This window comes from Burkholderia sp. Bmkn7 (assembly GCF_041103175.1).
GTDB lineage: Bacteria > Pseudomonadota > Gammaproteobacteria > Burkholderiales > Burkholderiaceae > Burkholderia > Burkholderia cepacia.
The window spans coordinates 3,174,629-3,200,169 of record NZ_JBGCUH010000003.1; the positions used below are offsets into that span (position 1 = coordinate 3,174,629).

The window sequence follows — 25,541 nt, forward strand, 5'->3', positions numbered from 1 at the left end:
CCATGCCCTCTTCGCTCGCCCCGTACCTGCCGCAGATCGAAGCGAACCCGTGGTTCGCCGCGCTGCCGCCCGCGTTGCGCGCGGACCTGCTCGCCCGCGCGGCGCTGCGCCGGCTGCCGGCGGGCCATGCGCTGTTCCGGCGCGGCGACCCGCCGTGCGGGCTGTACGCGGTACTGGCCGGTTCACTCACGATAGGTGCGGTCGATCCGCAGGGCAAGGAGGCGCTGCTGACGGTCGCCGAGCCCGTCACATGGTTCGGCGAAATCGCGCTGTTCGACGGCCAGCCGCGCACGCACGACGCGATCGCGCTCGACGACGCGCTGCTGCTGCACGTCCCGCAGGCCGCGCTGCTCGCGATTCTCGACGCGACGCCGCAATACTGGCGGCAATTCGCGCTGCTGATGGCGCAGAAGCTGCGCCTGAGCTTCCTGACCGTCGAGTCGATGAGCGTGATGCCGGCCGCGCAGCGGCTCGCCGCCCGCCTGCTGATGATCGCCGACGGCTACGGCGGGATCAGCGCCGGGCGCACGCGCGTGCGGCTGTCGCAGGAAACGCTCGCGTCGATGCTGTCGATCACGCGGCAGACCACCAACCAGTTGCTGAAGGCGCTGCAGGCCGACGGCATCGTGCGGCTGCACGTCGGCGAGATCGAACTCGTCGATATCGACGCGCTGCGCCGCGCGAGCGGGCTGGGAGACGGCACGCGCTGAGCAACGCGCACCGCACCGTGATGCGTCACCCCGCCACCGCCGGGTTGCGCTATCGTGGCGGCTCGTCCGCTCCCCCATCGCCCCGCCTTGAATCCATCGACCGCCGCCCCCTCCCGCCATCCGTGGCCCGTCTTCGTCGCGTTCCTGCGGCTCGGCCTCACGTCGTTCGGCGGCCCGGTCGCGCACCTCGGCTACTTCCGCGCAGAATTCGTCACGCGGCGGGGCTGGCTCACCGAACGCACCTACGCGGATCTCGTCGGGCTGTGCCAGTTCCTGCCGGGGCCCGCGAGCAGCCAGGTCGGAATGGCGATCGGTCTCGCGCGCGCCGGCTACGCGGGCATGTTCGCCGCGTGGCTCGGCTTCACGCTGCCGTCGGCGCTGCTGATGATGCTGTTCGCGCTCGGCGTGCACGCGACGGGCGCGCCGATCGAAGCCGGTGCATTGCACGGGCTGCGCATCGTGTCGGTCGCCGTGATCGCGCAGGCCGTATGGGGCATGGCACGCACGCTGTGCCCGGATGCGCGCCGCGTCACGCTGATGGCCGCGGCCGCGTGCGCCGCACTGCTCGCGCCAGCTGCGTGGACGCAGATTGCGGTGATCGTCGCGGCCGGATCGGCTGGCCTCGTGCTGCTGCCGCAGCCTGCGCGCGACGCACACGAGCCGTTGCCGCTGCACGTGTCGCATCGCGCGGGCCTGCTGTGGCTCGCGCTGTTCGCGGCGCTGCTCGTCTCGTTGCCGTTCGCCGCCCGCGCGCTCCATTCCGATACGCTCGCCGTCGTCGATGCGTTCTTCCGCACCGGCGCACTCGTGTTCGGCGGCGGCCACGTGGTGCTACCGCTGCTGCAGGCGGCCGTGGTCGCGCCCGGCTGGGTCGGCGATGCGGCGTTCCTGGCCGGATATGGTGTCGCGCAGGCCGTGCCGGGGCCGCTGTTCACGTTCTCGGCATTCCTCGGTGCGTCGCTGCGCGATGCGCCGAACGGCTGGCTCGGCGGCACGATCGCACTGGTCGCGATCTTCGCGCCGTCGTTCCTGCTGGTGGCCGGCACCGCGCCGTTCTGGGAGCGCCTGCGCCGCAGCACGCGGATGCAGGCCGCGCTCGCGGGCGTGAACGCGGCCGTCGTCGGGCTGCTGCTCGCGGCGCTCTATCACCCGGTCTGGACCGATACGATCATGGCGCCGCGCGACCTGGCCGCGGCACTCGTCGCATTCGTCGCGCTGGTGTTCTGGCGCGTGCCGCCCTGGGCCGTCGTGATCGCGAGCGCGGCGCTCGGCTGGGGGCTCGGCCTCCTCGCCTGACCGGGCACGCGCGGCACGTTTCGCCGCGGCAAAAACAAAAAAGCCCTCGAAACGAGGGCTTTTCTGCTGGGTACCGCGCGCCGTCGCGGCGCGCAGGTGCCGGACCTTACGCGAAGTTCTTCGCTGCGAAGTCCCAGTTCACGATGTTCCAGAACGCTTCGACGAACTTCGGACGTGCGTTGCGGTAGTCGATGTAGTACGCGTGTTCCCACACGTCGATCGTCAGCAGTGCCTTGTCGGCCGTCGTCAGCGGGGTTGCTGCGTTGCTCGTCGACACGATGTCGAGCGAACCGTCAGCCTTCTTCACGAGCCATGCCCAGCCCGAACCGAACGTGCCGACTGCGGCCTTCGTGAACGCTTCCTTGAATGCGTCGTACGAACCCCACTTCGCGTTGATCGCGTCGCCCAGCGCGCCCGTCGGTGCGCCGCCGCCGTTCGGCGACAGGCTGTTCCAGAAGAACGTGTGGTTCCAGATTTGCGCGGCGTTGTTGAAGATGCCGCCCGACGACTTCTTCACGATCTCTTCCAGCGACAGGTTTTCGAATTCCGTGCCCGGGATCAGATTGTTCAGGTTCGTCACATAAGCCTGATGATGCTTGCCGTAGTGGTACTGGATCGTCTCGAGCGAGATGGTCGGCGCGAGTGCGTCTTCAGCGTACGGGAGCGGCGGGAGCGTATGAGCCATGGCGATTCCTTCGTTGAGTATGTAGGGGGGCTTGTGTTGAATGCTGCCGAGCGTCCGATTGTAGGCGAGGACGAATAACCCCGCAAACTCACGGGCCATTTATCCGCGGTATGCGGAAAAGCGATGTTCGCGCATCGTCCACAGGGACGAGCCGATACCGCGCAACCGCCGTTCCCGCGCGTTTTGGCCGGTCGCGGCGCGTGCGCCGCTCACGTCAGATCGTATCGGCGAGGCGCGGCTGCACGTCGGCGAGCGACACGTCGGCCGAGCCTTCGGCGAGATGCACGGTCAGGCGGCGTTGCGGCTTCAATGCGTTCGGCGTGCGCACCGCGCGGCCCGTCTGCGCATCGATCAGCGCCGCATAACCGCGCTCGAGCGTGCGCTGCGGGCTCAATACCTCGAGCCTTGCCGCACAGGCTGACACGCGAGCCGTGTCGCGTTCGTGACGGCGCTGCAATGCGAGCGCAAGGCGCTGCGACAGCCCCGCGAGTGCCTGGCGCGCCTGCGACGGATCGGGGCGCGCGCGCTGCCAGCGCAACTGCGCGAGCGCGAACCGCGCGCGCGCGTCGCGCACCGGCCGCGACGCCGCCGACGCCAGCCGCACGGCAAGCTGCTCGACGTGCGTGCGCTGCCGCTGCAGCCGCTCGGCCGGGCTCACCAGCCGGCGCGCGAGCCAGTCGAGCTGCTGCGCGCGCTGCTCCAGCCGGCGCTCCATGCCGCGAGCGAGCGCACGCTGGCGCTCGCCGACCTCGCGCAGCAGCAGTGCGCGCTGCGGGCTCGCGAGCTCGGCGGCGCCGGTAGGCGTCGGCGCGCGCAGGTCGGCCGCGAAGTCCGCGATCGTGAAATCGGTCTCGTGCCCGACGCCGCTCACGACCGGCAGTTCGCTCGCCGCGATCGCGCGCGCCAGCGCCTCGTCGTTGAACGACCACAGATCCTCGATCGAGCCGCCGCCGCGACAGACCAGCAGCACGTCGACCTCGCGGCGCGCATTCGCGGTCTCGACGGCCGCGACGAGCTTTTCCGCCGAGCCCGCACCCTGCACGGGCGCCGGATAGACGATCACCGGAATGTGCGGCGCGCGGCGCGCGAGCGTGGTCAGCACGTCGCGCAGCGCGGCGGCCTGCAGCGACGTGACGATGCCGATCGAGCGCGGGTGCGGCGGCAGCGGCCGCTTGCGCTCGGGCGCGAAGAGTCCCTCGCCCTCGAGCTGCGCCTTCAGCCGCAGGAACGCCTCGTACAGGCGCCCCTGGCCCGTGCGCCGCACGGCCTCGACGTTGAGCTGCACTTCGCCGCGCGGCTCGTACATCGTCACGACCGCGCGTACCTCGATCCGGTCGCCTTCACGCGGCGTGAATTCCGCGTATTGCGCGCGGCCACGGAACATCACGCAGCGCATCTGCGCCTGCTGGTCCTTGATCGAGAAATACCAGTGGCCGCTCGCGGCGCGCGTGAAATTCGACACTTCGCCCGAAATCCACAGCAGCGGAAACGAGCGCTCGAGCATCGTCGAAATCGCGCGATTGAGCGCCGAAACGGGTATCACTTCGTCGCCGCCGCGGGTGGCACCCGGCGCGGCAAATGGGGAGTCGGAAGGCATGGACGGTCGGATGAATGCTGGCGGCGACACGATAGTCCGACACGCGCGCGACGTCCAGCGCCGGGCGTGTGCGCGGTGACGCGCGGAAGGTGTCCACACTTTGGCAATCGTCGGCCTAAAACGCGGGAAAACCGCGGAAAAATCCAGACGATTTGAGATAACGCATTGATTTTTATATATTTTTAAAACTTTCGAAACGATTCTCATCCGATTCGAGGCCCGCCCGGCGGGCGTTTGACTCATTCGAACGGGGAGTTCTTCACAGAGTTATCCACAAGCCGTCACGATCCGGCCCCGTGGGCTGCATCGGCCGGTCGCGCTTGCCGCGCCCGCCTGCGGCGCGCTAGAGTGCCGCCTTCCGCAGACCCCGCGGCATGCGCCGCCCAACGGAGAATCCGCCTTGACGAATCCGTCCCACGCCGCGGCGCACGACCTGCCGCGCCCGGCCCGATGAGCGCGCCCGACGGCCCGCTCGCCCGGCTCGAAGCGCGCCTGACGCGCGAATGGCAGCGCCGCGGCGCGCTCGCGTGGGCACTCACGCCGTTCGCGTGCGTGTTCGGCCTGTGCGCGGCGCTGCGGCGCACCGCCTACGCGCAGGGCTGGAAGAAGCCGGTCGACGTCGGCGTGCCCGTCGTCGTCGTCGGCAACGTGACCGTCGGCGGCACCGGCAAGACGCCGACCGTGATCGCGCTCGTCGACGCGTTGCGAGCGGCCGGCTTCACCCCCGGCATCGTGTCGCGCGGCTACGGCGCGAACGTGAAGGCGCCGACCGCCATCACGGCCGCGTCGCGCGCCGGCGCGGGCGGCGACGAGCCGCTCCTGATCGCACGCCGCACCGGCGCGCCCGTCTGGGTCTGCCCGGATCGTGTCGCGGCCGCGCAGGCGCTGCGCGCCGCGCATCCGGACGTCGACGTGATCGTCAGCGACGACGGCCTGCAGCACTACCGCCTCGCGCGCACGGTCGAACTCGTCGTGTTCGACCACCGGCTCGGCGGCAACGGTTTCCTGCTGCCGGCCGGGCCGTTGCGCGAGCCGCTGTCGCGGCACCGCGATGCGACGCTCGTCAACGATCCGTACAGCGGCGCGCTGCCGCCGTGGCCCGACACCTATTCGCTCGCGCTCACGCCGGGCGCCGCATGGCACCTCGACCAGCCGGCGCTGCGCCGCCCGCTGTCGCAATTCGCGAACGAGCGCGTCCTCGCCGCGGCCGGCATCGGCGCGCCGGAACGCTTCTTCACGACGCTGCGCGCGGCCGGTCTCGCGCCCGCGACGCGCGCGCTGCCCGATCACTATGCGTTCGCCGACAATCCGTTCGTCGACGACGCCGTCGACGCGATCCTGATCACCGAGAAGGATGCAGTAAAATTGGGCGCTTCCTGGCGCGACGCTCGACTGTGGGTCGTCCCCGTCGAAGCCGCGCTCGATCCTCGCCTCATTGCCCTCGTTGTGGAGAAACTCCGTGGACGCTCGCCTGCTTGAAATCATTGTGTGCCCTATCTGCAAAGGCCCGCTCCACTATGACCGTGCCGCGCAGGAGCTGATCTGCAACGCGGACAAGCTCGCCTACCCGATCCGCGACGGCATCCCCGTGATGCTGGTCGACGAAGCGCGCCAGACCGTCGAAGGCACGCCGGTCGACCCGGCCGGCCGCTGAGCCGCCCGACCCCGCTCCAGCCCGAGCCGCGGCCCGTCCGCGGCCAGGGCGCCGAACCCTCCGGGCGACCCGCGCCAGGCGCGCCGCCCGCTCCGTTCTTCTCACCGCCCGCCCCGATGACTCACCCGCAACCCTTCATCGCCGTCATTCCCGCCCGGCTCGCGTCGACGCGGCTCCCGAACAAGCCGCTCGCCGATCTCGGCGGCAAGCCGATGGTCGTGCGCGTCGCCGAGCGTGCACGTGAGGCTGGCGCGCAGCAGGTGCTCGTCGCGTCCGACGCGCAGAGCGTGCTCGATGCCGCGCGCGATCACGGCTTCGAAGCGGTGCTGACGCGCGCCGACCATCCGTCCGGCACCGACCGTCTCGCGGAAGTCGCGGCGACGTTCGGGTGGAGCGACGACACGGTCGTCGTCAACGTTCAGGGCGACGAGCCGCTGATCGACCCCGTACTCGTGCGCGACGTAGCGTCGCACCTCGCCGCGCATCCGGCGTGCGTGATTGCGACGGCCGCCCACCCGATCCACGACGCGGCCGACGTGTTCAACCCGAACGTCGTGAAGGTCGCGCTCGACGCGCAGAGCGTCGCGCTGTACTTCTCGCGCGCGCCGATTCCATGGAGCCGGGACGCGTACCAGCCGCACTGGCCCGACGTCGCAGCCATGCCTGCGCCTGCTTTCCCGGTCTATCGGCACATCGGCCTCTATGCGTATCGCGCGCGTTTCCTGCGCACGTATCCGACGCTTGCGCAGGCGCCGATCGAACAGGCCGAGCAGCTCGAGCAGCTGCGCGCGCTCTGGCACGGCGAGCGCATCGCGGTGCTGATCACCGAGTCCGCGCCCGAAGCCGGCATCGACACGCCGGCCGATCTCGCACGCGTGCAGGCCCTTTTTCAGCCGGGACCAAAATAACCCGTGGCATAATCAGGCGATTGTGCGAGCCGTCCGCGACCAGCGCGTCCTCGCTTGACCCCGCCCGCGGCCCTGCCGGCAGCCGCGCGTCGCTCAACCCGACGCGCCGCATCAGACCGGTCCGCCGCGCGCCAGGCAAGCGCCGCGCCCACCGTCGCGGCGCTTTTTGCGTCTCGCCACACGAATCTACATACTGGAGATATCACCATGCGTTTGATCCTGTTGGGCGCGCCCGGCGCGGGAAAGGGCACCCAGGCAAACTTCATCAAGGAAAAGTTCGGCATCCCGCAAATCTCGACGGGCGACATGCTGCGCGCGGCCGTGAAGGCCGGCACGCCGCTCGGCGTCGAGGCGAAGGGCTACATGGACGCCGGCAAGCTCGTTCCGGATGCGCTGATCATCGGCCTCGTCAAGGAGCGCCTGAAGGAAGCCGACTGCGCGAACGGTTATCTGTTCGACGGCTTCCCGCGCACGATCGCGCAGGCTGACGCGATGAAGGAAGCGGGCGTCGCGATCGACTACGTGCTCGAGATCGACGTACCGTTCTCGGAAATCATCGAGCGCATGAGCGGCCGCCGCACGCACCCGGCATCGGGCCGCACGTACCACGTCAAGTTCAACCCGCCGAAGGTCGAAGGCCACGACGACGTGACGGGCGAGCCGCTGATCCAGCGCGACGACGACAAGGAAGAAACCGTCAAGAAGCGTCTCGAAGTGTACGAAGCGCAGACCAAGCCGCTGATCACGTACTACGGCGACTGGGCGCAGCGCGGCGAGGAAAACGGCCTGAAGGCGCCGCAGTATCGCAAGATCTCGGGCCTCGGCGCCGTCGAGGAAATCCGCGAGCGCGCGTTTGACGCACTGAAGTAAGCAGCGCGTCGCGCACCCGCAAGCCGCCCTCCCCGGGCGGCTTTTTTTTGCCCGGGCGGAATTCGCACGACCGTTCTGGTATCGCCGCCGCGTGAGGGTGCCCCGTACAATCGGCGGGTGCGGGCGTCTGTGTTACCGGTGCGCCGGCATTTCAACCGATCACGGGGCAAGAATCAGACAATCGCATTGCCCCCGGAAGCGCAACTTGTGCTGAAGCGCGGACGGCGGTCGACCGCCTTGCATGGGACCGCCCCAAGCGCTGAAGCGCCAAGGGCGGTCGACCGCCTTGCATGGGACCGCCCTAAGCGCTGAAGCGCCAAGGGCGGTCGACACGGAGACAGTCATGGACATTCGCGGCAACGTATTTCTGATCACGGGCGGCGCATCCGGCCTCGGTGCCGGCACGGCGCGGATGCTCGCGCAAGCAGGCGGCACGGTCGTGCTCGCCGACCTGAACGACACGGCAGGCACCGCACTCGCGACCGAGCTGGGCGGCGTCTTCGTGCACTGCGACGTGTCGAGCGAAACCGACGCGCAGGCAGCCGTCGACGCAGCGACGCGCGCAGGCACGCTGCGCGGCCTCGTGAACTGCGCCGGCATCGCGCCCGCCGCAAAGACCGTCGGCAAGGACGGCGCGCATCCGCTCGACGTGTTCGCGAAGACGATCAACGTGAACCTCGTCGGCACGTTCAACATGATCCGGCTCGCGGCCGCCGCGATGGCCGCCACCGCGCCGACCGCGGAGGGCGAGCGCGGCGTGATCGTCAGTACCGCGTCGGTCGCCGCATTCGACGGGCAGATCGGCCAGGCCGCGTACGCGGCGTCGAAGGCCGGCGTCGCAGGCATGACGCTGCCGATCGCGCGCGACCTGTCGCGCAACGGCATCCGCGTGATGACGATCGCGCCCGGCCTGTTCGAGACGCCGATGCTGCTCGGCATGCCGCAGGACGTCCAGGACGCGCTCGGCGCGATGGTGCCGTTCCCGCCGCGGCTCGGCAAACCGGCCGAATACGCGCTGCTGGTGCGCCAGATCGTCGAGAATCCGATGCTCAACGGCGAAGTGATCCGCCTCGACGGCGCGATCCGGATGCAGCCGAAATAAGCACGCAAAAAAACGCCCGCATCGCGGGCGTTGTGTCATTCACGGTTCAGGCAGCACGGCGGCGGCTCAGTCCTCGCCGTCGCGCTGCATCCGCTGCCGCAACTCGGTCACTTGCGATTCGACGACGGTCGCGTCGTCCGCGTCCGGCCGCTCGCCGAGATACTGCTCGAGATCCTCGAGTGCGGGGCGCAGGTAGTCGAGCCGCGCATACGCGAAACCGCGGTCGCGGACTTCGTCGAGATGCTCGGGCAGCAGGATCACGAGCCGCTGCTGCACCGCGAGCAGCCGTTGCCAGCGCTCCGTCTGAAGATAGATCGTCTTCAGGTTGCGCAGCATCCGCGCGATGATCTCGCGGCTCGTCGCCGGCTGCAGCAGTGCGCGCAACGCGCTGTCGACCGCACCGGCCGCACGCGCGACGTACGGCTCGAGCATCTCGACCATCTCGGCTTCGGACAGCGAATGGCCGTTGGCCGGGTCGATGATCAGGTCGCCGTCCGGCAGCGTGACGCGCAGCAGGAAATGGCCGGGGAACGATACGCCGCGCGCCGGCACGCCGATCTGCTCGGCAAGTTCCAGGTACAGCACCGACAGCGAGATCGGAATCCCGCGCCGCCGCTTCAGCACGGCGTTCAGGTGGCTGTTATCGGGGTCGTAGTAATCGTTGTGATTGCACGCGAAGCCGAGCTCGCGGAAGAAGAAGTCGTTCAGCGCGGCGACGCGGCCCTTCAGGTCCGTGTCGTCGGCGAGCCGCCGGCGCAGCCGCGCCGCCAGCATGTCGAGTTCGGCCAGCGTGCCCTGCAGGTCGAGGTCGGGATAGGCGTCCTGTGCCAGCGACAGCGCCGCTTCCGTGACGGGCAGGCTGTCGTCGTCTGCCACGAGCGTGCTGAAGTAGTCGAGGACGCGGGTCATTGCGGTCGTCACTTGGCGCGCCTTCTGAAATAAGCGTATTTGAAGCCCATCACCCACAACATACCGAAATATAGTGCAGCGAACAGCACGAGGCACGCGGCCATCAGCGCGATGCGATCGAGCGGCTGCGTGCGCATCCCGGTCCAGTCGAAGCTGATCGACAGCCAGTGCATCAGGCCCGCGAGCACGAGCGCCGCACCGATCAGCTGCACGAAGAAGCGCAGCCAGCCCGGCGACGGCTGGTAGATGCCGCGCTTGCGCAGCCCGAGGAACAGCAGCAGCGAATTCAGGCACGCGCCGACGCCGATGCTCAGCGTCAGGCCCGCGTGGCCGATCAGCGGCACGAACACGTAGTTCGAGATCTGCGTGACGATCAGCACGCCGATCGCGATCTTGACGGGCGTCTTGATGTCCTGCTTCGCATAGAAGCCCGGCGCGAGGATCTTGATCAGGATGATGCCGACGAGGCCGATCCCGTAGGTGGCGAGCGCGCGCGCGACCATCGTGACGGTATGCGCGTCGAACTTGCCGTAGTTGAAGAGGGTCGCCGTGAGCGGCGTCGCGAAGAAGAACAGCGCGAGCGCGCTGGGTGCCGCGAGCAGGAACGTGACGCGCAGCCCCCAGTCGAGCAGCGCCGAATACTCGTGCGAATCGGCGTCGACGTGAGCCTTCGACAGGCTCGGCAGCAGGATCGTGCCGAGCGCGACGCCGAGCAGCGCCGTCGGGAATTCCATCAGGCGGTCGGCGTAGTTGATCCACGACACGGCGCCCTGCCCGAGCCGCGACGCGATGTTGGTGTTGATGATCAGCGACAGTTGCGCGACCGACACCGCGAACGTCGCGGGCACCATCTTCGCGAGCACGCGCTTCACGCCCGGGTGGCGCAGCGCGCGCAGCGGGTTGAGGCCGATCAGCGGCACCATGTCGATCTTCTTCAGGCCCGGCAGCTGCACGAGGAACTGCAGCACGCCGCCGACGATGACCGCCCATGCAAGCGCGAACACCGGCACCTTCAGGTGCGGCGCGACGAACACGGCCGCGGCGATGAACGCGACGTTGAGCAGCACCGGCGCGAACGCGGGCAGCGAGAAGCTCTTGTACGTGTTCAGCACGCCGGATGCGAGCGTCGTCAGCGAGATGAACACGATGTACGGGAACATGATCCGCGTCATCGTGACCGCGAGCGGGAACGCCTGCCCGTCGGTGTGCAGGCCGGACGCGACCGCGAACACGACCCACGATGCGCCGGCGATCCCGAAGACCGACAGCACGGCAAGCGCCCACGCCAGCACCGTCGACATCGCGTCGACGAGCGCTTTCGTCGCATCGTGCCCCTGCTGGTTCTTGAACTCGGCGAGGATCGGCACGAACGCCTGCGAGAACGCGCCTTCGGCGGACAGGCGGCGCAGCAGGTTCGGGATACGGAAGGCGACGTAGAACGCGTCGGTGTATTGACTGGCGCCGAACGCACGGGCGATCAGCGTCTCGCGGGCCAGTCCGGTCACGCGCGACAGCAGCGTGAAGCCGCTGACCGTCAGCAGGGCTCGGAATAGATTCATGGGGCGCTTATTATACGGACGTTGCGTGGCCCGGCCAGCGGCCGATGCCGAAAAGCGCGCACGCCGCCGATGCCCCGCCCGACGGTTGTCACGTTCAACTTGCCACTCGCTTGATTTTGTTGCTATAATCGCCGGTTTCTGGGCTCGTACATGCACGGCAACTGCCGTTTTCATGTCCCGGCCTCGGTTAAAATCACCGTTTTTTTATGCGCCCCTGGGCAATCGTTCTCAGGGGACGGATCGAAAAGCAGCGCTTGGCCGTCAGGCTCCAAGCTCTGGAAACAGGACAGGATAAGGAACCGTCATGGCTAACTCCGCACAAGCACGCAAGCGCGCCCGCCAGGCCGCGAAGGCAAACTCGCACAACTCGGCGCTGCGCTCGAAATTCCGTACCGCGATCAAGTCGGTTCGCAAGGCTGTTGAAGCCGGCGACCAGGCAAAGGCTGCCGAGCTGTTCAAGGCTGCCGTGAAGACGATCGACACGATCGCCGACAAGAAGATCGTTCACAAGAACAAGGCCGCTCGCAGCAAGAGCCGCCTCGCCGCGGCCGTCAAGGGTCTGCAGGCAGCAGCGTAACTCCGGTGCGCCCGCTCACGCGGGCGCTCCTGTTTCCTGCGATCGCAAAAAAGCCCGCCTAGGCGGGCTTTTTTGTCGCCTGTCGCCGGCGCACATCCTGCGGGCCGGCAACATGTGCCAGGACGGGCGCCAGGGTGGGCGCCGCATGCGCCCTCGCCCGTGCCGGCATCACTTCTTCGCGTCGTAGTCCGGCAGTTCGCACGCCTCGGTAACGACGAGGTTGTTGTCCTTCGCGAAATTCAGCACGAAATCGAACGCCATCGGCTCGACGTCGCGCAGCCGGGAATCGAGGATCACGCACTTGAGGTCGCCGAGCATCGTCGGACGCACGTAGAGCGAATACTTGAGGCGCGCGTTCGGCCCGCTCGCCCCCGGCCCGAAGCAGGCCATCACACCGGCCAGACGTTCCGACCAGTCGCTCGGGCGAAACTTTTTCCCGTCTTTCGTGATGCCCTGGATGAAGAATTCGGTCGGAGGGGTTTCAGCCATGTGGTTACCCAAGTGACGGCCCGGCGATGTCCAGGCAACGGCGCCTGGATACGCGAACACAAAGCTGAAACGGACGGCGGCACAAGCATTCCGATATCCCGAAAACGAGACGTCGACGTGCGCCGCCGGCGGACTGCACCGGATTTGTGCAGCGCACGGCTTGTGTCCGGCAGAGCGCGAAGAGGCTTGCCTGCCGGGCTGGAGAAAACTTTTGGATTATACCGCAGCGCGCCATCGCGCGTCGTCCCGACACCCCTCCTCCTGCGCCGCCCGCGGTGCACGGCGATCGCGCCCCGCTTCTCTCCCCGGCTCGTCAAAGCACAGAAAATCCTTTATGCTGCTTTGAGTTATCCACACCCGACGGCGGCGCCGTCCGGCCTTGCTGCCGGGTGCAACCCGCCGCATTTCGCTTCATGACCGCCAAAACCATTCGTCACTACCTGCAGTTCAAGGATTTCTCGCTGGAAGACTACGAGTACGTGCTCGAACGCACGGGTATCCTGAAGCGCAAGTTCAAGAACTACGAGACCTATCACCCGCTGCACGACCGCACGCTCGCGATGATCTTCGAGAAGAACTCGACGCGCACGCGCCTGTCGTTCGAAGCCGGGATCTTCCAGCTCGGCGGCCACGCGGTGTTCATGAGCACGCGCGACACGCAGCTCGGTCGCGGCGAACCCGTCGAGGATTCCGCGCAGGTGATCTCGCGGATGGTCGACATCATCATGATCCGCACGTTCGAGCAGGAGATCATCCAGCGCTTCGCGGACAACTCCCGCGTGCCGGTGATCAACGGCCTGACGAACGAATACCACCCGTGCCAGGTGCTCGCCGACATCTTCACGTACTACGAGCACCGCGGCCCGATCGCCGGCAAGACCGTCGCGTGGGTCGGCGACGCGAACAACATGCTCTACACGTGGATCGAAGCCGCGCAGATCCTCGGCTTCAAGCTGCGCCTGTCCACGCCGCCCGGCTACGCGCTCGACATGAAGCTCGTGTCGCCCGACAGCGCGCCGTTCTACGAAGTGTTCGACGATCCGAACGAAGCGTGCAAGGGCGCCGATCTCGTCACCACCGACGTGTGGACGAGCATGGGCTTCGAGGCCGAGAACGAGGCCCGCAAGCAGGCATTCGCCGACTGGTGCGTCGACGAGGAGATGATGGGCCACGCGAACCCGGACGCCCTCTTCATGCACTGCCTGCCCGCGCACCGCGGCGAGGAAGTGACGGCCGGCGTGATCGACGGCCCGCAGAGCGTCGTATGGGATGAAGCGGAAAACCGCCTGCACGTGCAGAAGGCACTGATGGAGTTCCTGCTGCTCGGCCGCCTCAAGCACTGACGCGCCGGCACCCGGCAACCCATGTAAAAAGCGCCGATCGTCGATCGGCGCTTTTTGTTCTGGCCCGCGAAAAGCGGTGCGAAACCCCGCTTACAGGCAGACGGGTTCGGGCTCGAGCTCGACGCCGAAATGCGCGTGCACGTCGGCCTGGATCGCCCGCGCCAGCGCGAGCACGTCGGCGCCCGTCGCGCCGCCGCGATTGACGAGCACGAGCGCCTGGCGGTCGTGCACGGCCGCCGCACCCAGCACGCGCCCCTTCCAGCCGCAGCGGTCGATCAGCCAGCCGGCCGCGAGCTTGACCTGGCCATCCGGCTGCGGATACGACACGATCTCGGGCGTGCGGGCGCGCAGCGCATCGAATTGCGCCGCATCGATCACCGGATTCTTGAAGAAACTGCCCGCGTTGCCGAGGACGAGCGGATCGGGCAGCTTCGCGCGGCGGATCGCGACGACGGCGTCGAACACATCACGCGGCGCGGCCGCATCGGGTGCGATGCCACGGGCGTCGAGTTCGCGCGTGACGTCCGCGTAGCCGAGCCGCGGCGCCCATTGCTTCGGCAGCCGGAACGTCACCGACACGATCGCGAACCGGCCAGCCCCTTCCCGCTTGAAGAAACTGTCGCGATAGCCGAACGCGCAGCGCGCGGCGTCGAAGCGCTCGCTGCGCCCGGTCGCCAACTCGACCGCGACCAGCGAGTCGAAATACACCTTCATCTCGAGACCGTATGCGCCGATGTTCTGGATCGGCGCGGCACCGACCGTACCCGGAATCAGCGCGAGGTTCTCGAGGCCGGGCATCCCGTGCTCGAGCGTCCATGCGACGAATGCGTGCCAGTTCTCGCCGCCGCCGGCCTCGACGTACCAGGCATCGTCGTCCTCGCGCACGACGCGGCGGCCCTTGATTTCGTCGAGCAGCACGATACCGTCGAAATCGCGCGTGAACACGACGTTGCTGCCGCCGCCGAGCACGAGCCGCGGCAGGTTCGCGACGCGCGGGTCGCGATGGAGCGCCTCGAATTGCGACGCATGCGTGACGCGCGCGGCAAGGCGCGCGGTCGCGGCAATGCCGAACGTGTTGTGCGCGGCGAGCGGATGGTCGGGAAGCAGCGACAGGGCGGAATCGTCAGGAGGCATCGGCATTCGCGGTCACGTCCGCCCGGGCGGCGCATGGCCGGCCTTGGGCAAACGGAGGGGCATCGGTAAAATGGCAAACAGTCCGCAATTATAGCGAGTGCCCGCGCGCGAGCCGGGCATCCGCATCTCAAGGGAGGAATGCCATGCCATCGTTCGACGTCGTTTCCGAAGCGAACATGATCGAAGTGAAGAACGCCATCGAGCAGTCGAACAAGGAAATTTCGACGCGCTTCGACTTCAAGGGCTCCGACGCGCGCGTCGAGCAGAAGGAGCGCGAGCTGACGCTGTTCGCCGATGACGATTTCAAGCTCGGCCAGGTCAAGGACGTGCTGATCGGCAAGCTGGCCAAGCGCAACGTCGACGTGCGCTTCCTCGACTACGGCAAGGTCGAGAAGATCGGCGGCGACAAGGTCAAGCAGATCGTCACCGTGAAGAAGGGCGTGACCGGCGATCTCGCGAAGAAGATCGTGCGGCTCGTGAAGGACAGCAAGATCAAGGTGCAGGCGAGCATCCAGGGCGACGCGGTGCGCGTGTCGGGCACGAAGCGCGACGACCTGCAGAGCACGATCGCGATGCTGCGCAAGGACGTGACCGACACGCCGCTCGACTTCAACAACTTCCGCGACTGATCGCCCGACGATCCGTCACGTCATCCTGCCGGGCCCCGCACACGCGGCGCGCCCGGCGTGCGGCAAGCGCCGCTTTCTCAGGCCTTGCCGCCGTCCTGCGCGCCGCCGTCCGCGGCCGCCTTCTTCTTGTCACCGATCCGGCTCTCCTGCCCCGCCAGCAACTTCGAAATGTTGCCGCGGTGACGCCACACGAGCAGCACGCTCATCGCGAGCACGGCCCATGCGACCGGGTTGTGGCCCGTGCCGAACAGGAACACGTCGAACACCGGCGCGAACACGGCCGCCACCAGCGCCGCGAGCGACGAATAGCGGAAGAAGAACGCGACGATCAGCCAGGTGAGCGCGGTCGCGAGCCCGAGCACCGGGTGCACGGCGAGCAGCACGCCAGCCGCGGTCGCGACGCCCTTGCCGCCCTGGAAGCGGAAGAACACCGGATACAGGTGACCGAGGAACACGGCGATCGCGACCCATGCGACCGCGACGTCGGGCAGGCCGAAGTGGCGGGCGAGCCAGACGGCAATCCAGCCCTTGAACGCGTCGCCGACGAGCGTCAGGATCGCGGCCTTCTTGTTGCCGCTGCGCAGCACGTTGGTCGCGCCGGGATTCTTCGACCCGTACGAACGCGGGTCGGCCAGGCCCATCGCGCCGCTGACGACGACGGCGAACGACACCGAACCGATCAGGTAGGCAACGAGGGCGGCGAGCAGGATCTGCATGCGGTGGACTCTTCTTTCAACGTATCGGTAAAGGGACGGCTGCGCGGCAAGCCCGCAAGCCGAAACGGCGCCCATTCTACCGAACGGGCGCGGCCTGCCACGAAGGTGAAACCCTCAGTCGACACTGGCGCACTGTACGGGCTGCGCGCCGAGCAGCGACGTGAGCACGGCCGGCGCGAGACTGACGAGGTAGCCGCGGCGGCCGCCGTTCAGGTAGATCGTCGGCAGTTCGAGGATCGTCTCCTCGACGTAGACGGGCATCGTCTTGCGCGTGCCGAACGGCGACGTGCCGCCGACGAGATAGCCCGAATGGCGGTTCGCGACCTCGGGCTTGCACGGTTCGACGCGCTTCGCGCCGATCTGCCGTGCGAGGTTCTTCGTCGATACCGTGCGGTCGCCGTGCATCAGCACGATCAGCGGCTTCGCATGCTCGTCTTCCATCACGAGCGTCTTCACGACGCTGTGCTCGTCGACGCCGAGCTGGCGCGCCGATTCGCCGGTGCCGCCGTGCTCGACGTAGTCGTACGGATGCTCGCCGAACACCACGCCGTGGCGGCGCAACAGCTGGGTGGCAGGGGTTTCGGACACGTGTCTGGATTTGCTCATGGCGGCATTTTAATGGTGAACGACCGGCTGGCGCGCAATCGCGCCCTTCGGCCCTTGAGCCCTCGCACCCGCGCCGGCGGTATACTCGCGGCCCGTTTTCCGCCGGGCGGCCTGCTGCGTCGCCGCAGCGATTCCGTCCATCATCATTGCGGACATCGCGAAGCGCTATTGCCCGAATGGCCGATTGTGGCGCACGCGCCGTCATGGCACGATCGTTCGCCAACCTCGTCGGCCGCCGCCCGCCCCTTTTCTGGAGACGCCATGTCCTCGCCCCTCCGTTCTTCCGAGCCGCTCGACGTCGATGCACTGCTCGCCGCGCTGCCCCGCCGCATCGCCGACGTGCCCGCACGCCGGGCCGCGCAGGCACCCGGGCATCCGGCGCTGATCGAGGACGCACGCCGGCTGTCGTACGGCGACCTGTCGCAAGCCGTCGATGCGGCGGCCGCGCTGCTCGCCGGCCTCGGCGTGCAAGGCGGCGACCGCGTGATGATCGTCGCCGAAAACTGCGTCGCGCAGATCGTGCTGCTGTTCGCGGTCGCCCGCCTCGACGCGTGGGCGCTCGTGTCGAACGCGCGATTGTCGGCCGGCGAACTCGACGCGATCGCCGCGCACGCGCGCCCGAAGCTGATCGCGTTCACCACCGACGTATCGCCCGACGCGCGCACGCATGCCGCGCGGCACGGCGCGAGACCTGCCGGCGCACTGCCGGTCGACATCGGCGCATGGTCGTATCGCGTCGACGCCAGCGCGCCGGGCGAGCCGGTTGCCGCCGACGGCGCCGCGCAATGCGCGGCACTGATCTACACGACCGGCACGACCGGCACGCCGAAAGGCGTGATGCTGTCGCATCGCAACCTGCTGTTCATCGCGGCGACGTCGAGCGCGCTCCGCCGCGTGTCGCCTGACGACGTCGTCTACACGGTGCTGCCCGTGTCGCACGTGTACGGGCTCGCGTCGGTCTGCCTCGGCAGCCTGTACGCGGGCGCGACGCTGCGGCTTGCGCCGCGCTTCTCGCCGGAAGCCGTGCGCGTCGCGCTCGCCGACGAAGGCGTCACGATCTTCCAGGGCGTGCCCGCGATGCACGCGAAGCTGCTCGAACACCTGCACACGCACGGCCACGCATGGCACGCACCGCGCCTGCGCTTCGCGTATTCGGGCGGCTCGCCGCTCGACACGAACCTGAAGGCACGCGTCGAACGCCTGTATGGCGTGCCGCTGCACAACGGCTACGGAATGACCGAAAGCAGCCCGACGATCACGCAGACACCGCTCGACGCGCCGCGCACCGACAGCTCGGTCGGCGTGCCGATTCCCGGTGTGGAGATGCGGATCGTCTTACCGGACGGCACCGACGTGGCGCCCGGCGAAGTCGGCGAGATTCGCGTACGCGGGCCGAACGTGATGCTCGGCTACTACCGCAACGCTGACGCCACCCGCGCGGCCGTGTCGCCGGACGGCTGGCTGAGCACCGGCGATCTCGCGCGGCAGGAAGCCGACGGCGCTGTGACGATCGCGGGTCGCAGCAAGGAACTGATCATCCGCTCGGGCTTCAACGTCTATCCGGTCGAAGTCGAGCAGGTGCTGAACGCGCACCCTGACGTCGTGCAGGCGGCCGTCATCGGCCGTGCGGTCGAAGGCAACGAGGAAGTGCTCGCGTTCGTCGAACGGGTGCCCGGCGCGACCGCCGACGAAGCGGCGCTGCACGCATGGTGTGCGGAGCGGCTCGCGCCTTACAAGCGCCCCGCGCATATCCGCGTCCTCGACGCGCTGCCGGCCGCATCGACGGGCAAGGTGCTGAAGCACAAGCTGCGCGAGCTGGTCTGACGCAGGCAGGCCGGTACCCGCACCGGAGCCTGCGCAGCGAAACGTGCGCTAACCGCGCGGATGGTGTTGCGCGTGCAGCGTCTTCAACCGCTCGCGCGCGACGTGGGTATAGATCTGCGTGGTCGAGATGTCGCTGTGACCGAGCAGCAGTTGCACGACGCGCAGGTCGGCGCCGTGGTTCAGCAGGTGCGTCGCGAACGCGTGCCGCAGCGTGTGCGGCGACAGGTGGGCGCGCACGTCCGCGTGCAGCGCGTGACGCTTGATGATGTTCCAGAACTGCTGGCGCGTCATCCCGTCGCCGCGTGCGGTCACGAACAGCGCGTCGGCCGCGCGCGCGCCGAGCAGCGCCGGCCGCGCATCGCGCAGATAGCGCTCGATCCAGCCGTGCGCGACTTCGCCGAACGGCACGAGCCGCTCCTTCGAGCCCTTGCCCATCACCCGCACGACGCCCTCGTTGAGCCCGACCTCGACGGTCTTCAGCGTCACGAGTTCGCTCACGCGCAATCCGCTCGCATACATCAGCTCGAGCATCGTGCGATCGCGCAGGCCGAGCGGCGTGCCGATATCGGGCGCGCCGAGCAGCGCCTCGACCTGCGCCTCCGACAACGTCGACGGGAACCGGGCCGCCTGTTTCGCGGACGAGATCCGCAGCGTCGGGTCGGCGCTCGCGCGATGCTCGCGCACGGCCCAGCCGTAATAGCGCCGGAACACGGACAACCGCCGGTTCGACGACGTCGCCTTGCCGTCGCTGCGCGCGGCGATGTAGCCCGTCACCATCGCTTCGTCGACCGAATCGAGCGACGTGTCGTGGGTCGCGGCAAGCCATTGGGAAAACAGCACCAGATCGCGCCGGTAAGCATCGAGCGTGTTGCGTACGAGCCCGTGCTCGAGCCACAGCGCATCGCAAAACACGTCGATCGATGCGCGGCTCGCGAGCAGCGCGGGGGACGCCGCGGCGGCATCGCCGTCGGCTTCGGGGGAAATCAGCGATTCACTCATCAGTACGGCACGCCCTCGTGCGCCAGCAGCCAGCGCTTCACTTTCTGGTAATACCCGTTGTCGTCATGGTTCGCGAAACCGCCGAGGCCGCCCGCCGCGACGACGCGATGGCACGGGATCACGAGCGGGAAGTAGTTCGCGCCGCACGCCTGGCCGACCGCGCGCGGCGCGCTGCCGATCCGCTTCGCGACCTGGCCGTAGGTCAGCACCGTGCCGGGCGGGATATCGCTGATCACGTCCCACACGCGGTGCTGGAACGCGCTGCCGACCTCGGCGAGCGGCAGGTCGAAGCGCGCCGACGCGCGCGCGAAGTAACGTTCGATCTGCTTGACCGCGCGCTTCGCGAGCGGCGTATCCGGATCGACCGGCTTCACCGATTCGGGCAGATAGACGATCTCGCGCACCACCGCGGCATCCGTGCGGATGCCGACCTTGCCGAACGGTGCGTCGATGACTGCATTGAACATGGCCCTCTCCTGACCGATGGATGCGCGCGGCAGCACCGCGCGCCGACGACACTTTACGCCGCCTTCACGCGGCACGCAGCGCCCATTCGACATGCTCGCGCACGACCGGCGACGGATCGTCGGCCCGCGCGCGCAACGCGTCGACGATCGCCTCGCGCGCCTGCGGCGCGAGCCGGTCCTCACCCGCGCGCAGCGCGTTGCCGAGGCCGACCGCGAGATTGCGCAGCCAGCTTTCGTAGCCGATGCGCCGGATCGCACTGCCCTGCATCCGCGTATCGAACGTGTCCGCATCCCACGCGAACAGCTCGACGAGCGTCGCGCGGTCGAGGCCGTGCCGCACGTCGAAATCGGCGACGGGCGCGGCCTGCGCGAACTTGTTCCACGGGCACACGAGCTGGCAATCGTCGCAGCCGTACACGCGATTGCCGATCATCGGCCGCAGCGGCTCGGGGATGCTGCCTTTCAGTTCGATCGTCAGGTACGAGATGCAGCGGCGCGCGTCGACGCGGTACGGCTCGACGATCGCGCCGGTCGGACATGCGTCGATGCAGCGCGTGCAACTGCCGCAGTGGGCACCGGGCGTCTCGGGCGCGGTGTCGGGCGACGTGTGCGCGTCGGTCGGCAGCGGAACGTCGACGTAGATCTCGCCGAGGAAAAACAGCGAACCCGCATCGCGCTGCAGCAGCAGCGTGTGCTTGCCGCGCCAGCCGACGCCGGCCTTCTGCGCAAGCTCGACCTCGAGCACGGGTGCCGAATCGGTGAACACGCGGTAGCCGAACGCGCCGATCTCACGCTCGATGCGCTCGGCGAGCGTCTGCAGCCGGTTGCGCAGCACCTTGTGATAGTCGCGGCCGCGCGCATAGATCGACACGACGGCCGCCTGCGGATCGTCGAGCCGGGCCCGTTCGCGCGCGCGCCAGTCGTGCGGCACGAGTGCGTCGGGCGCATCGTCAACGAGTGTTTGAGCCGGCAGATAGGCGAGCCGCGCGGAGATCACGCGTCGCGTACCGGCCACAAGTTCGGCCGGGCGCGCGCGTTTCATCCCATGTTTCGCCATATAATCCATTTCGCCGTGGTATCCGGCTTCCAGCCAGGCGGCGAGGCCTGCTTCGGCATCCGAGAGATCGGTATCGCTGATGCCGATCGCCCCGAAACCCAATTCGCGCCCCCACGCCCTGATGCGCGCGGCGAGCGCAGTCAACGCCGCATCGTCGAGCGCGCACGGTGCCGCGCCTTCGGCACGAGTCGAAGGCCTGTCGGATGCGGCGAGTTCCGGTAATCGGTTCATCGCACTATTTTACGAGAATGCCAGCCACGCCCAGCCAACCGCCTCACGACGCCATGCTGCCCGCCCTGCTCGCGGAGCGCGTGATCGCGCTCGCCGACGAAGCGGCGACCGAGGCCTTCGGCACCCGCTTCGCGCACGCGCTCGACGCGGCGCGCACCGAACTCGCCCGCGCGCATGCGTTCGACGGGCTGCAGATCCAGCTGGTCGGCGACCTCGGCGCGGGCAAGACCTCCCTCGTGCGCGCCATCCTGCGCGGCCTCGGCCACACGGGACGCGTGCGCAGCCCGACCTATACGCTCGTCGAGCCGTACGCACTCGAACGCGAGGATGGGGAACTCGAGGTCTATCACTTCGATCTGTATCGTTTCAACGATCCGGCCGAATGGTCCGACGCAGGCTTTCGCGAATATTTCAATTCCAGCGCGATCTGCCTCGTCGAATGGCCACAACAGGCGGGCACGCTGCTCGGCGTACCCGATCTGGTTTTCTCGCTCGACGTGGATGGCGACGGCCGCGTCCTCACCGTCCGGGCGTACAGCGCTTCAGGAAAGGCATGTCTCGAAAGATGTTGATCAAACCGTTCCGCTCGATCGAATCGGCGGCCACCGCGACGCACAACTGGCGGCGTCGCCAGATCCTGCGCGCGGGCGCGTCGACGCTGGTGCTCGGTCTCGTCGCGCCGCGGCTCGCGCACGCGTCGTCGGTGCTCGGCGTGCGCGTGTGGCCCGCACGCGATTACACGCGCGTCACGATCGAATCCGACCAGCCGCTGCAGAATACCCAACAGCTGCTGCAGGGTCCCGACCGCCTCGTCGTCGACCTGAGCGGCCTCGATCTCGACCAGGCGCTGCGCGATCTCGTGTCGAAGATCGCGCCGAACGATCCGCAGATCCAGTCGGTGCGCGTCGGCCAGTATCAGCCGCACGTCGTGCGGATGGTGTTCGACCTGAAAGGTTCGGTGAAGCCGCAGGTGTTCACGCTGCCGCCGGTCGGCGCGTACAAGTACCGGCTCGTGTTCGACCTGTATCCGGCCGTCGCGCCCGATCCGCTGTCCGACCTGATCGCGCAGACGGAACGCAAGGAACAGGCGCTCAACGACACCGCGCGCGCGCAGCAGATGCAGCCGCCGTCCACGCTGGCCGGCCCGGGCACCCCGCCGCCCGCCGCGGGCGACAACAGCGATGCGTTCTTCCAGCGCTTCGCGCAGAACACGCCGGCCACGCCGCACACGCCGCCCGCCGCCGGCACGCCCTCGACGCCCGCGAAGCCGGCCGTCAAGCCGCCGCCGGTCATCGCACGCCGCGACGACAGCGACGACGACGACACCTACAAGTTCACCGCACCGAAATCCGGCAAGGGCGGCACCGTGCGCCTGCTGACGGTGGCGATCGATCCGGGCCACGGCGGCGAGGATCCGGGCGCGATCGGCGGCGGCGGCACGTACGAGAAGCACATCGCTCTCGACATCGCGAAGAAGCTGCGCGCGAAGATCGACGCCGCGCCGAACATGCGCGCGATGATGACGCGCGACGCCGACTTCTTCGTGCCGCTGAACGTGCGCGTGCAGAAGGCGCGCCGCGTGGGCGCCGATCTCTTCGTGTCGATCCATGCGGACGCGTTCACGACGCCGTCCGCGCGCGGCTCGTCGGTGTTCGCATTGTCCGATCACGGCGCGACGAGCGCCGCGGCGCGCTGGATGGCGAACAAGGAAAATTCGTCCGACCTGATCGGCGGCATCAACATCAAGACGGCGGATGCGGCCGTGAACCGCGCGCTGTTCGACATGTCGACGACCGCGCAGATCCGCGACTCGCTGCGCTACGGCAACTATGTGCTGAAGGAAGTCGGCGGCATCAACAAGCTGCACAAGGGCTCGGTCGAACAGGCCGGGTTCGCGGTGCTGAAGGCCCCCGACATTCCGTCGATCCTCGTCGAGACCGCGTTCATCAGCAACCCGGAAGAGGAGAGCCGGCTGAACGACGACAGCTATCGCGACCAGATGGCCGACGCGATCTTCCGCGGCATCAAGCGTTATTTCGCCGCGAATCCGCCGCTCGCGAAGAGCCGGATGGCCTGACGGCCCGACGGCCGTATCCAGCCATACTCGGCCACCCCGCCCCGCCGCCGGCACGCAGTGCGTGCCGGCGCGTCACGATGCCGCGAAGCGGCGCATCAGTTTCCCGCCGAACACGTTCACCGCGAGGCCGCCCATCACGAGCGCCGTGCCGATCAGCTGCGCGCGCGTCAGATGCTCGTCGAGCAGCAGCGCCGACGAAGCCAGGCCGACGATCGGCACCAGCAGCGAGAATTGCGCGACCTGCGCGGCCGGATAGCGCGACAGCAGGCGGCTCCAGAGCCCGTAGCCGAGCAGCGTCGCGACGAACGCGAGATAGACGACCGCGAAGATCGACGCCCCGTTCAGCCCGGCGAGCGCGGTCGCGATCCGCTGCGGCCCTTCGAACCACAGCGACAGCAGGAAGAACGGCACGGGCGGCACGAGGCTCGCCCACACGACGAGCGACACGAGGTTCGCTTTCCCGACCTTCTTCGTGACGATGTTGCCGAACGCCCACATCGCGGCCGAACAGATCGTCAGCAGGAAGCCCGCGAGCGTCATTGCGCGGCCGCCCTGCGCCGCGATCACGACGAGCCCGCCCGCGGCGATCGCGAGCCCGAGCAGGTTCTGCATGCGCAGCCGCTCGCCGAGGAACAGCATCGCGAACACGAGCGTGAAGAACGCCTGCGACTGCAGCACGAGCGACGCGAGGCCAGCCGGCATGCCGACGTACATGCCGGTGAACAGGAACACGAACTGGCCGAGCTGGATCGTCGCGCCGTACAGCACCAGCAGGCGCCACGGAATCTGCGGCCGGCGCACGAAGAACACGGCGGGCACGGCCGCGAGCGTGAAGCGCAGCGCGCCGAGCAGCATCGGCGGCATGCCGTGCAGGCCGACCTTGATCACGACGAAGTTCACGCCCCACGCCAGGATCACGACCAGCGCAAGCAGCAAGTCCTTCGGGGCCATCATCGGCGTCTCCTCGATTGTCGAATCGTTGTGCAAGGTGCTCTCGAGCCCTGTCGCTTCGCGCCAGGCGCCCGAGGAGGCGCTCCCCAAAAGGGACTGCCTGCGGGGCAAAAAATACCGGGGCGGCCCGGCGTTTTCCCGGGAAGCCGGTCAGTCTACCGGGTTTCGGCACCCGGCCCGATACCCGCGCGGCGCGAATGGAATCGGCGGCGGACGGCCAGTACAATGACCGGCATCTCCCCCGCCGCCCCACAGGATCCGCCATGACCGCCCCGATCAAAGCCCTGCTGAAGCCGCACGTGCGCGACATCGGCAACCTGCAGGTGCGCCGCACGCTGCCCGCACTCGCCGCACGCCTCGTCGGCCCGTTCATCTTCTTCGATCACATGGGACCCGCCACGCTGCCGCCCGGCACGGGGCTCGACGTGCGCCCGCACCCGCACATCGGTCTCGCCACCGTCACCTACCTGTTCGACGGCGCGATCCTGCACCGCGACAGCCTCGGATCGCTGCAGGAGATCGTGCCGGGCGACGTGAACTGGATGACGGCCGGCCGCGGGATCGTCCACTCCGAACGCACGCCCGACGCGCAGCGCGAAAACGGCCACACCGTGCACGGGATCCAGACCTGGGTCGCACTGCCGCGCGCGCACGAGACGACCGAGCCGTCGTTCGAGCACCATCCGGCCGACACGCTGCCGAAGCGCAACGAGGACGGCGTGTCGCTGACGGTGATCGCCGGCGATGCGTTCGGGCTGCGCTCGCCGGTCACGACGTTCTCGCGCACGCTGTATGTCGCAGCCGAGTTCGCGGCCGGCAGCCGCCTCGAACTCGACGCATCGCACGAGGAGCGCGCGGTCTACGTGGTCGACGGCGAGCTCGCGATCGACGGCACGCCGGTGCCCGCCGAGCAGATGGCCGTGCTCGCGCCCGGTGCCGCAGTCACGCTGACGAGCGGCAGCGGCGCGCGCGCGATGCTGCTCGGCGGCGACAAGATCGACGGCGAACGCTTCATCGAATGGAACTTCGTCGCCAGCAGCCGCGAAGCGATCGAACGCGCGAAAGAAGCATGGACGCGCCAGGAAATGGGCAAGGTGCCGGGCGAAACCGAGTGGATTCCGCTGCCCGAGTCGAAGCCGCGTTGAAAAAGG

General features: G+C 68.4%; 26 protein-coding genes. 14 read left to right on the forward strand and 12 right to left on the reverse strand.

Going from position 1 to position 25,541, the window contains the following annotated elements:
- The first annotated feature begins 2 nt into the window (after window positions 1-2).
- Together AB3K92_RS36340 and chrA are read left to right on the forward strand one after the other, a co-directional pair.
- Complete coding sequence (locus AB3K92_RS36340; RefSeq protein WP_021156376.1) at window positions 3-710, forward strand: Crp/Fnr family transcriptional regulator; 708 nt, start codon at window positions 3-5, stop codon at window positions 708-710.
- A gap of 87 nt (window positions 711-797) precedes the next feature.
- A complete protein-coding gene (gene chrA / locus AB3K92_RS36345; RefSeq protein WP_059709384.1) occupies window positions 798-2,006 on the forward strand; it encodes a chromate efflux transporter in 1,209 nt (402 codons plus the stop codon).
- Between the two features lie 106 nt (window positions 2,007-2,112).
- Here chrA and sodB read toward each other — a convergent pair whose 3' ends face one another.
- Window positions 2,113-2,691, reverse strand: coding sequence for a superoxide dismutase [Fe] (gene sodB / locus AB3K92_RS36350; protein WP_011352986.1), 579 nt, complete (start codon window positions 2,689-2,691; stop codon window positions 2,113-2,115).
- A 214-nt stretch (window positions 2,692-2,905) separates the two neighbouring features.
- The gene (gene xseA / locus AB3K92_RS36355) at window positions 2,906-4,288 is read right to left on the reverse strand and encodes an exodeoxyribonuclease VII large subunit (RefSeq protein ID WP_369466766.1); all 1,383 of its coding nucleotides are present in this window, start codon (window positions 4,286-4,288) and stop codon (window positions 2,906-2,908) included.
- A 450-nt stretch (window positions 4,289-4,738) separates the two neighbouring features.
- Here xseA and lpxK point away from each other — a divergent pair, with 450 nt between their 5' ends.
- From lpxK to AB3K92_RS36380, 5 genes are all read left to right on the forward strand, one after another.
- Window positions 4,739-5,767 (forward strand): tetraacyldisaccharide 4'-kinase, encoded by a 1,029-nt coding sequence (gene lpxK, locus AB3K92_RS36360; RefSeq protein WP_369466767.1) that lies wholly within the window; start codon window positions 4,739-4,741, stop codon window positions 5,765-5,767.
- The gene (locus tag AB3K92_RS36365; protein WP_006482216.1) at window positions 5,748-5,942 is read left to right on the forward strand and encodes a Trm112 family protein; all 195 of its coding nucleotides are present in this window, start codon (window positions 5,748-5,750) and stop codon (window positions 5,940-5,942) included. Before lpxK ends, AB3K92_RS36365 begins: the two co-directional genes overlap by 20 nt.
- Before the next feature lie 116 nt (window positions 5,943-6,058).
- The gene (kdsB, locus tag AB3K92_RS36370) at window positions 6,059-6,850 is read left to right on the forward strand and encodes a 3-deoxy-manno-octulosonate cytidylyltransferase (RefSeq protein WP_369466768.1); all 792 of its coding nucleotides are present in this window, start codon (window positions 6,059-6,061) and stop codon (window positions 6,848-6,850) included.
- Between the two features lie 207 nt (window positions 6,851-7,057).
- On the forward strand, window positions 7,058-7,720 hold the full coding sequence (adk, locus tag AB3K92_RS36375) for an adenylate kinase (RefSeq protein WP_021162571.1): 663 nt from the start codon (window positions 7,058-7,060) through the stop codon (window positions 7,718-7,720).
- A 343-nt stretch (window positions 7,721-8,063) separates the two neighbouring features.
- Entirely contained in the window at window positions 8,064-8,822 is a 759-nt protein-coding gene (locus AB3K92_RS36380; RefSeq protein ID WP_059855249.1) for an SDR family NAD(P)-dependent oxidoreductase, read from the forward strand.
- Between the two features lie 66 nt (window positions 8,823-8,888).
- Here AB3K92_RS36380 and AB3K92_RS36385 read toward each other — a convergent pair whose 3' ends face one another.
- Both AB3K92_RS36385 and murJ read right to left on the reverse strand, forming a co-directional pair.
- Complete coding sequence (locus AB3K92_RS36385; protein ID WP_027789283.1) at window positions 8,889-9,731, reverse strand: SirB1 family protein; 843 nt, start codon at window positions 9,729-9,731, stop codon at window positions 8,889-8,891.
- Window positions 9,732-9,739: 8 nt separating this feature from the next.
- Entirely contained in the window at window positions 9,740-11,290 is a 1,551-nt protein-coding gene (murJ, locus tag AB3K92_RS36390) for a murein biosynthesis integral membrane protein MurJ (protein WP_021162568.1), read from the reverse strand.
- 304 nt (window positions 11,291-11,594) lie between these two features.
- On the opposite strand from murJ, the gene rpsT reads away from it, so the two are divergent.
- Entirely contained in the window at window positions 11,595-11,867 is a 273-nt protein-coding gene (gene rpsT, locus AB3K92_RS36395) for a 30S ribosomal protein S20 (protein ID WP_006482211.1), read from the forward strand.
- A gap of 168 nt (window positions 11,868-12,035) precedes the next feature.
- Here the strand turns inward: rpsT and AB3K92_RS36400 are convergent, their stop codons facing one another.
- The gene (locus tag AB3K92_RS36400; protein ID WP_021162567.1) at window positions 12,036-12,356 is read right to left on the reverse strand and encodes a DUF3579 domain-containing protein; all 321 of its coding nucleotides are present in this window, start codon (window positions 12,354-12,356) and stop codon (window positions 12,036-12,038) included.
- Window positions 12,357-12,769: 413 nt separating this feature from the next.
- On the opposite strand from AB3K92_RS36400, the gene argF reads away from it, so the two are divergent.
- Window positions 12,770-13,699 (forward strand): ornithine carbamoyltransferase, encoded by a 930-nt coding sequence (argF, locus tag AB3K92_RS36405; RefSeq protein WP_027789281.1) that lies wholly within the window; start codon window positions 12,770-12,772, stop codon window positions 13,697-13,699.
- A gap of 90 nt (window positions 13,700-13,789) precedes the next feature.
- On the opposite strand, the gene murB is transcribed toward argF, so the two are convergent.
- On the reverse strand, window positions 13,790-14,839 hold the full coding sequence (gene murB / locus AB3K92_RS36410) for a UDP-N-acetylmuramate dehydrogenase (RefSeq protein WP_059816180.1): 1,050 nt from the start codon (window positions 14,837-14,839) through the stop codon (window positions 13,790-13,792).
- A 137-nt stretch (window positions 14,840-14,976) separates the two neighbouring features.
- Between murB and AB3K92_RS36415 the strand changes: the two genes are divergently transcribed.
- Window positions 14,977-15,462, forward strand: coding sequence for a YajQ family cyclic di-GMP-binding protein (locus AB3K92_RS36415; protein ID WP_021162564.1), 486 nt, complete (start codon window positions 14,977-14,979; stop codon window positions 15,460-15,462).
- 77 nt (window positions 15,463-15,539) lie between these two features.
- On the opposite strand, the gene plsY is transcribed toward AB3K92_RS36415, so the two are convergent.
- Window positions 15,540-16,178 carry a glycerol-3-phosphate 1-O-acyltransferase PlsY gene (plsY, locus tag AB3K92_RS36420; RefSeq protein ID WP_059484351.1) on the reverse strand — a complete coding sequence of 213 codons (639 nt, stop codon included), beginning with the start codon at window positions 16,176-16,178 and terminating at the stop codon, window positions 15,540-15,542.
- Window positions 16,179-16,292: 114 nt separating this feature from the next.
- Window positions 16,293-16,784, reverse strand: coding sequence for a Cys-tRNA(Pro) deacylase (gene ybaK, locus AB3K92_RS36425; protein ID WP_059590557.1), 492 nt, complete (start codon window positions 16,782-16,784; stop codon window positions 16,293-16,295).
- Between the two features lie 261 nt (window positions 16,785-17,045).
- On the opposite strand from ybaK, the gene AB3K92_RS36430 reads away from it, so the two are divergent.
- On the forward strand, window positions 17,046-18,608 hold the full coding sequence (locus AB3K92_RS36430; RefSeq protein WP_369466769.1) for a class I adenylate-forming enzyme family protein: 1,563 nt from the start codon (window positions 17,046-17,048) through the stop codon (window positions 18,606-18,608).
- Between the two features lie 48 nt (window positions 18,609-18,656).
- Here the strand turns inward: AB3K92_RS36430 and xerD are convergent, their stop codons facing one another.
- From xerD to queG, 3 genes are all read right to left on the reverse strand, one after another.
- Window positions 18,657-19,607, reverse strand: coding sequence for a site-specific tyrosine recombinase XerD (gene xerD, locus AB3K92_RS36435; RefSeq protein WP_369466770.1), 951 nt, complete (start codon window positions 19,605-19,607; stop codon window positions 18,657-18,659).
- The gene (locus tag AB3K92_RS36440) at window positions 19,607-20,074 is read right to left on the reverse strand and encodes a methylated-DNA--[protein]-cysteine S-methyltransferase (protein ID WP_021162558.1); all 468 of its coding nucleotides are present in this window, start codon (window positions 20,072-20,074) and stop codon (window positions 19,607-19,609) included. Before AB3K92_RS36440 ends, xerD begins: the two co-directional genes overlap by 1 nt.
- Window positions 20,075-20,138: 64 nt before the next feature.
- Window positions 20,139-21,362, reverse strand: a complete 1,224-nt coding sequence (queG, locus tag AB3K92_RS36445) for a tRNA epoxyqueuosine(34) reductase QueG (RefSeq protein ID WP_059497586.1) — start codon at window positions 21,360-21,362, stop codon at window positions 20,139-20,141.
- 17 nt (window positions 21,363-21,379) lie between these two features.
- Here queG and tsaE point away from each other — a divergent pair, with 17 nt between their 5' ends.
- Together tsaE and AB3K92_RS36455 are read left to right on the forward strand one after the other, a co-directional pair.
- The gene (gene tsaE / locus AB3K92_RS36450; RefSeq protein ID WP_048024926.1) at window positions 21,380-21,934 is read left to right on the forward strand and encodes a tRNA (adenosine(37)-N6)-threonylcarbamoyltransferase complex ATPase subunit type 1 TsaE; all 555 of its coding nucleotides are present in this window, start codon (window positions 21,380-21,382) and stop codon (window positions 21,932-21,934) included.
- Entirely contained in the window at window positions 21,916-23,439 is a 1,524-nt protein-coding gene (locus tag AB3K92_RS36455) for an N-acetylmuramoyl-L-alanine amidase (RefSeq protein WP_060229162.1), read from the forward strand. The genes tsaE and AB3K92_RS36455 overlap by 19 nt, the downstream gene beginning before the upstream one ends.
- Window positions 23,440-23,511: 72 nt before the next feature.
- On the opposite strand, the gene AB3K92_RS36460 is transcribed toward AB3K92_RS36455, so the two are convergent.
- The gene (locus tag AB3K92_RS36460) at window positions 23,512-24,390 is read right to left on the reverse strand and encodes an EamA family transporter (RefSeq protein WP_175849485.1); all 879 of its coding nucleotides are present in this window, start codon (window positions 24,388-24,390) and stop codon (window positions 23,512-23,514) included.
- Between the two features lie 263 nt (window positions 24,391-24,653).
- Here AB3K92_RS36460 and AB3K92_RS36465 point away from each other — a divergent pair, with 263 nt between their 5' ends.
- Window positions 24,654-25,535 carry a pirin family protein gene (locus tag AB3K92_RS36465; RefSeq protein WP_059484356.1) on the forward strand — a complete coding sequence of 294 codons (882 nt, stop codon included), beginning with the start codon at window positions 24,654-24,656 and terminating at the stop codon, window positions 25,533-25,535.
- Window positions 25,536-25,541 lie beyond the last annotated feature (6 nt).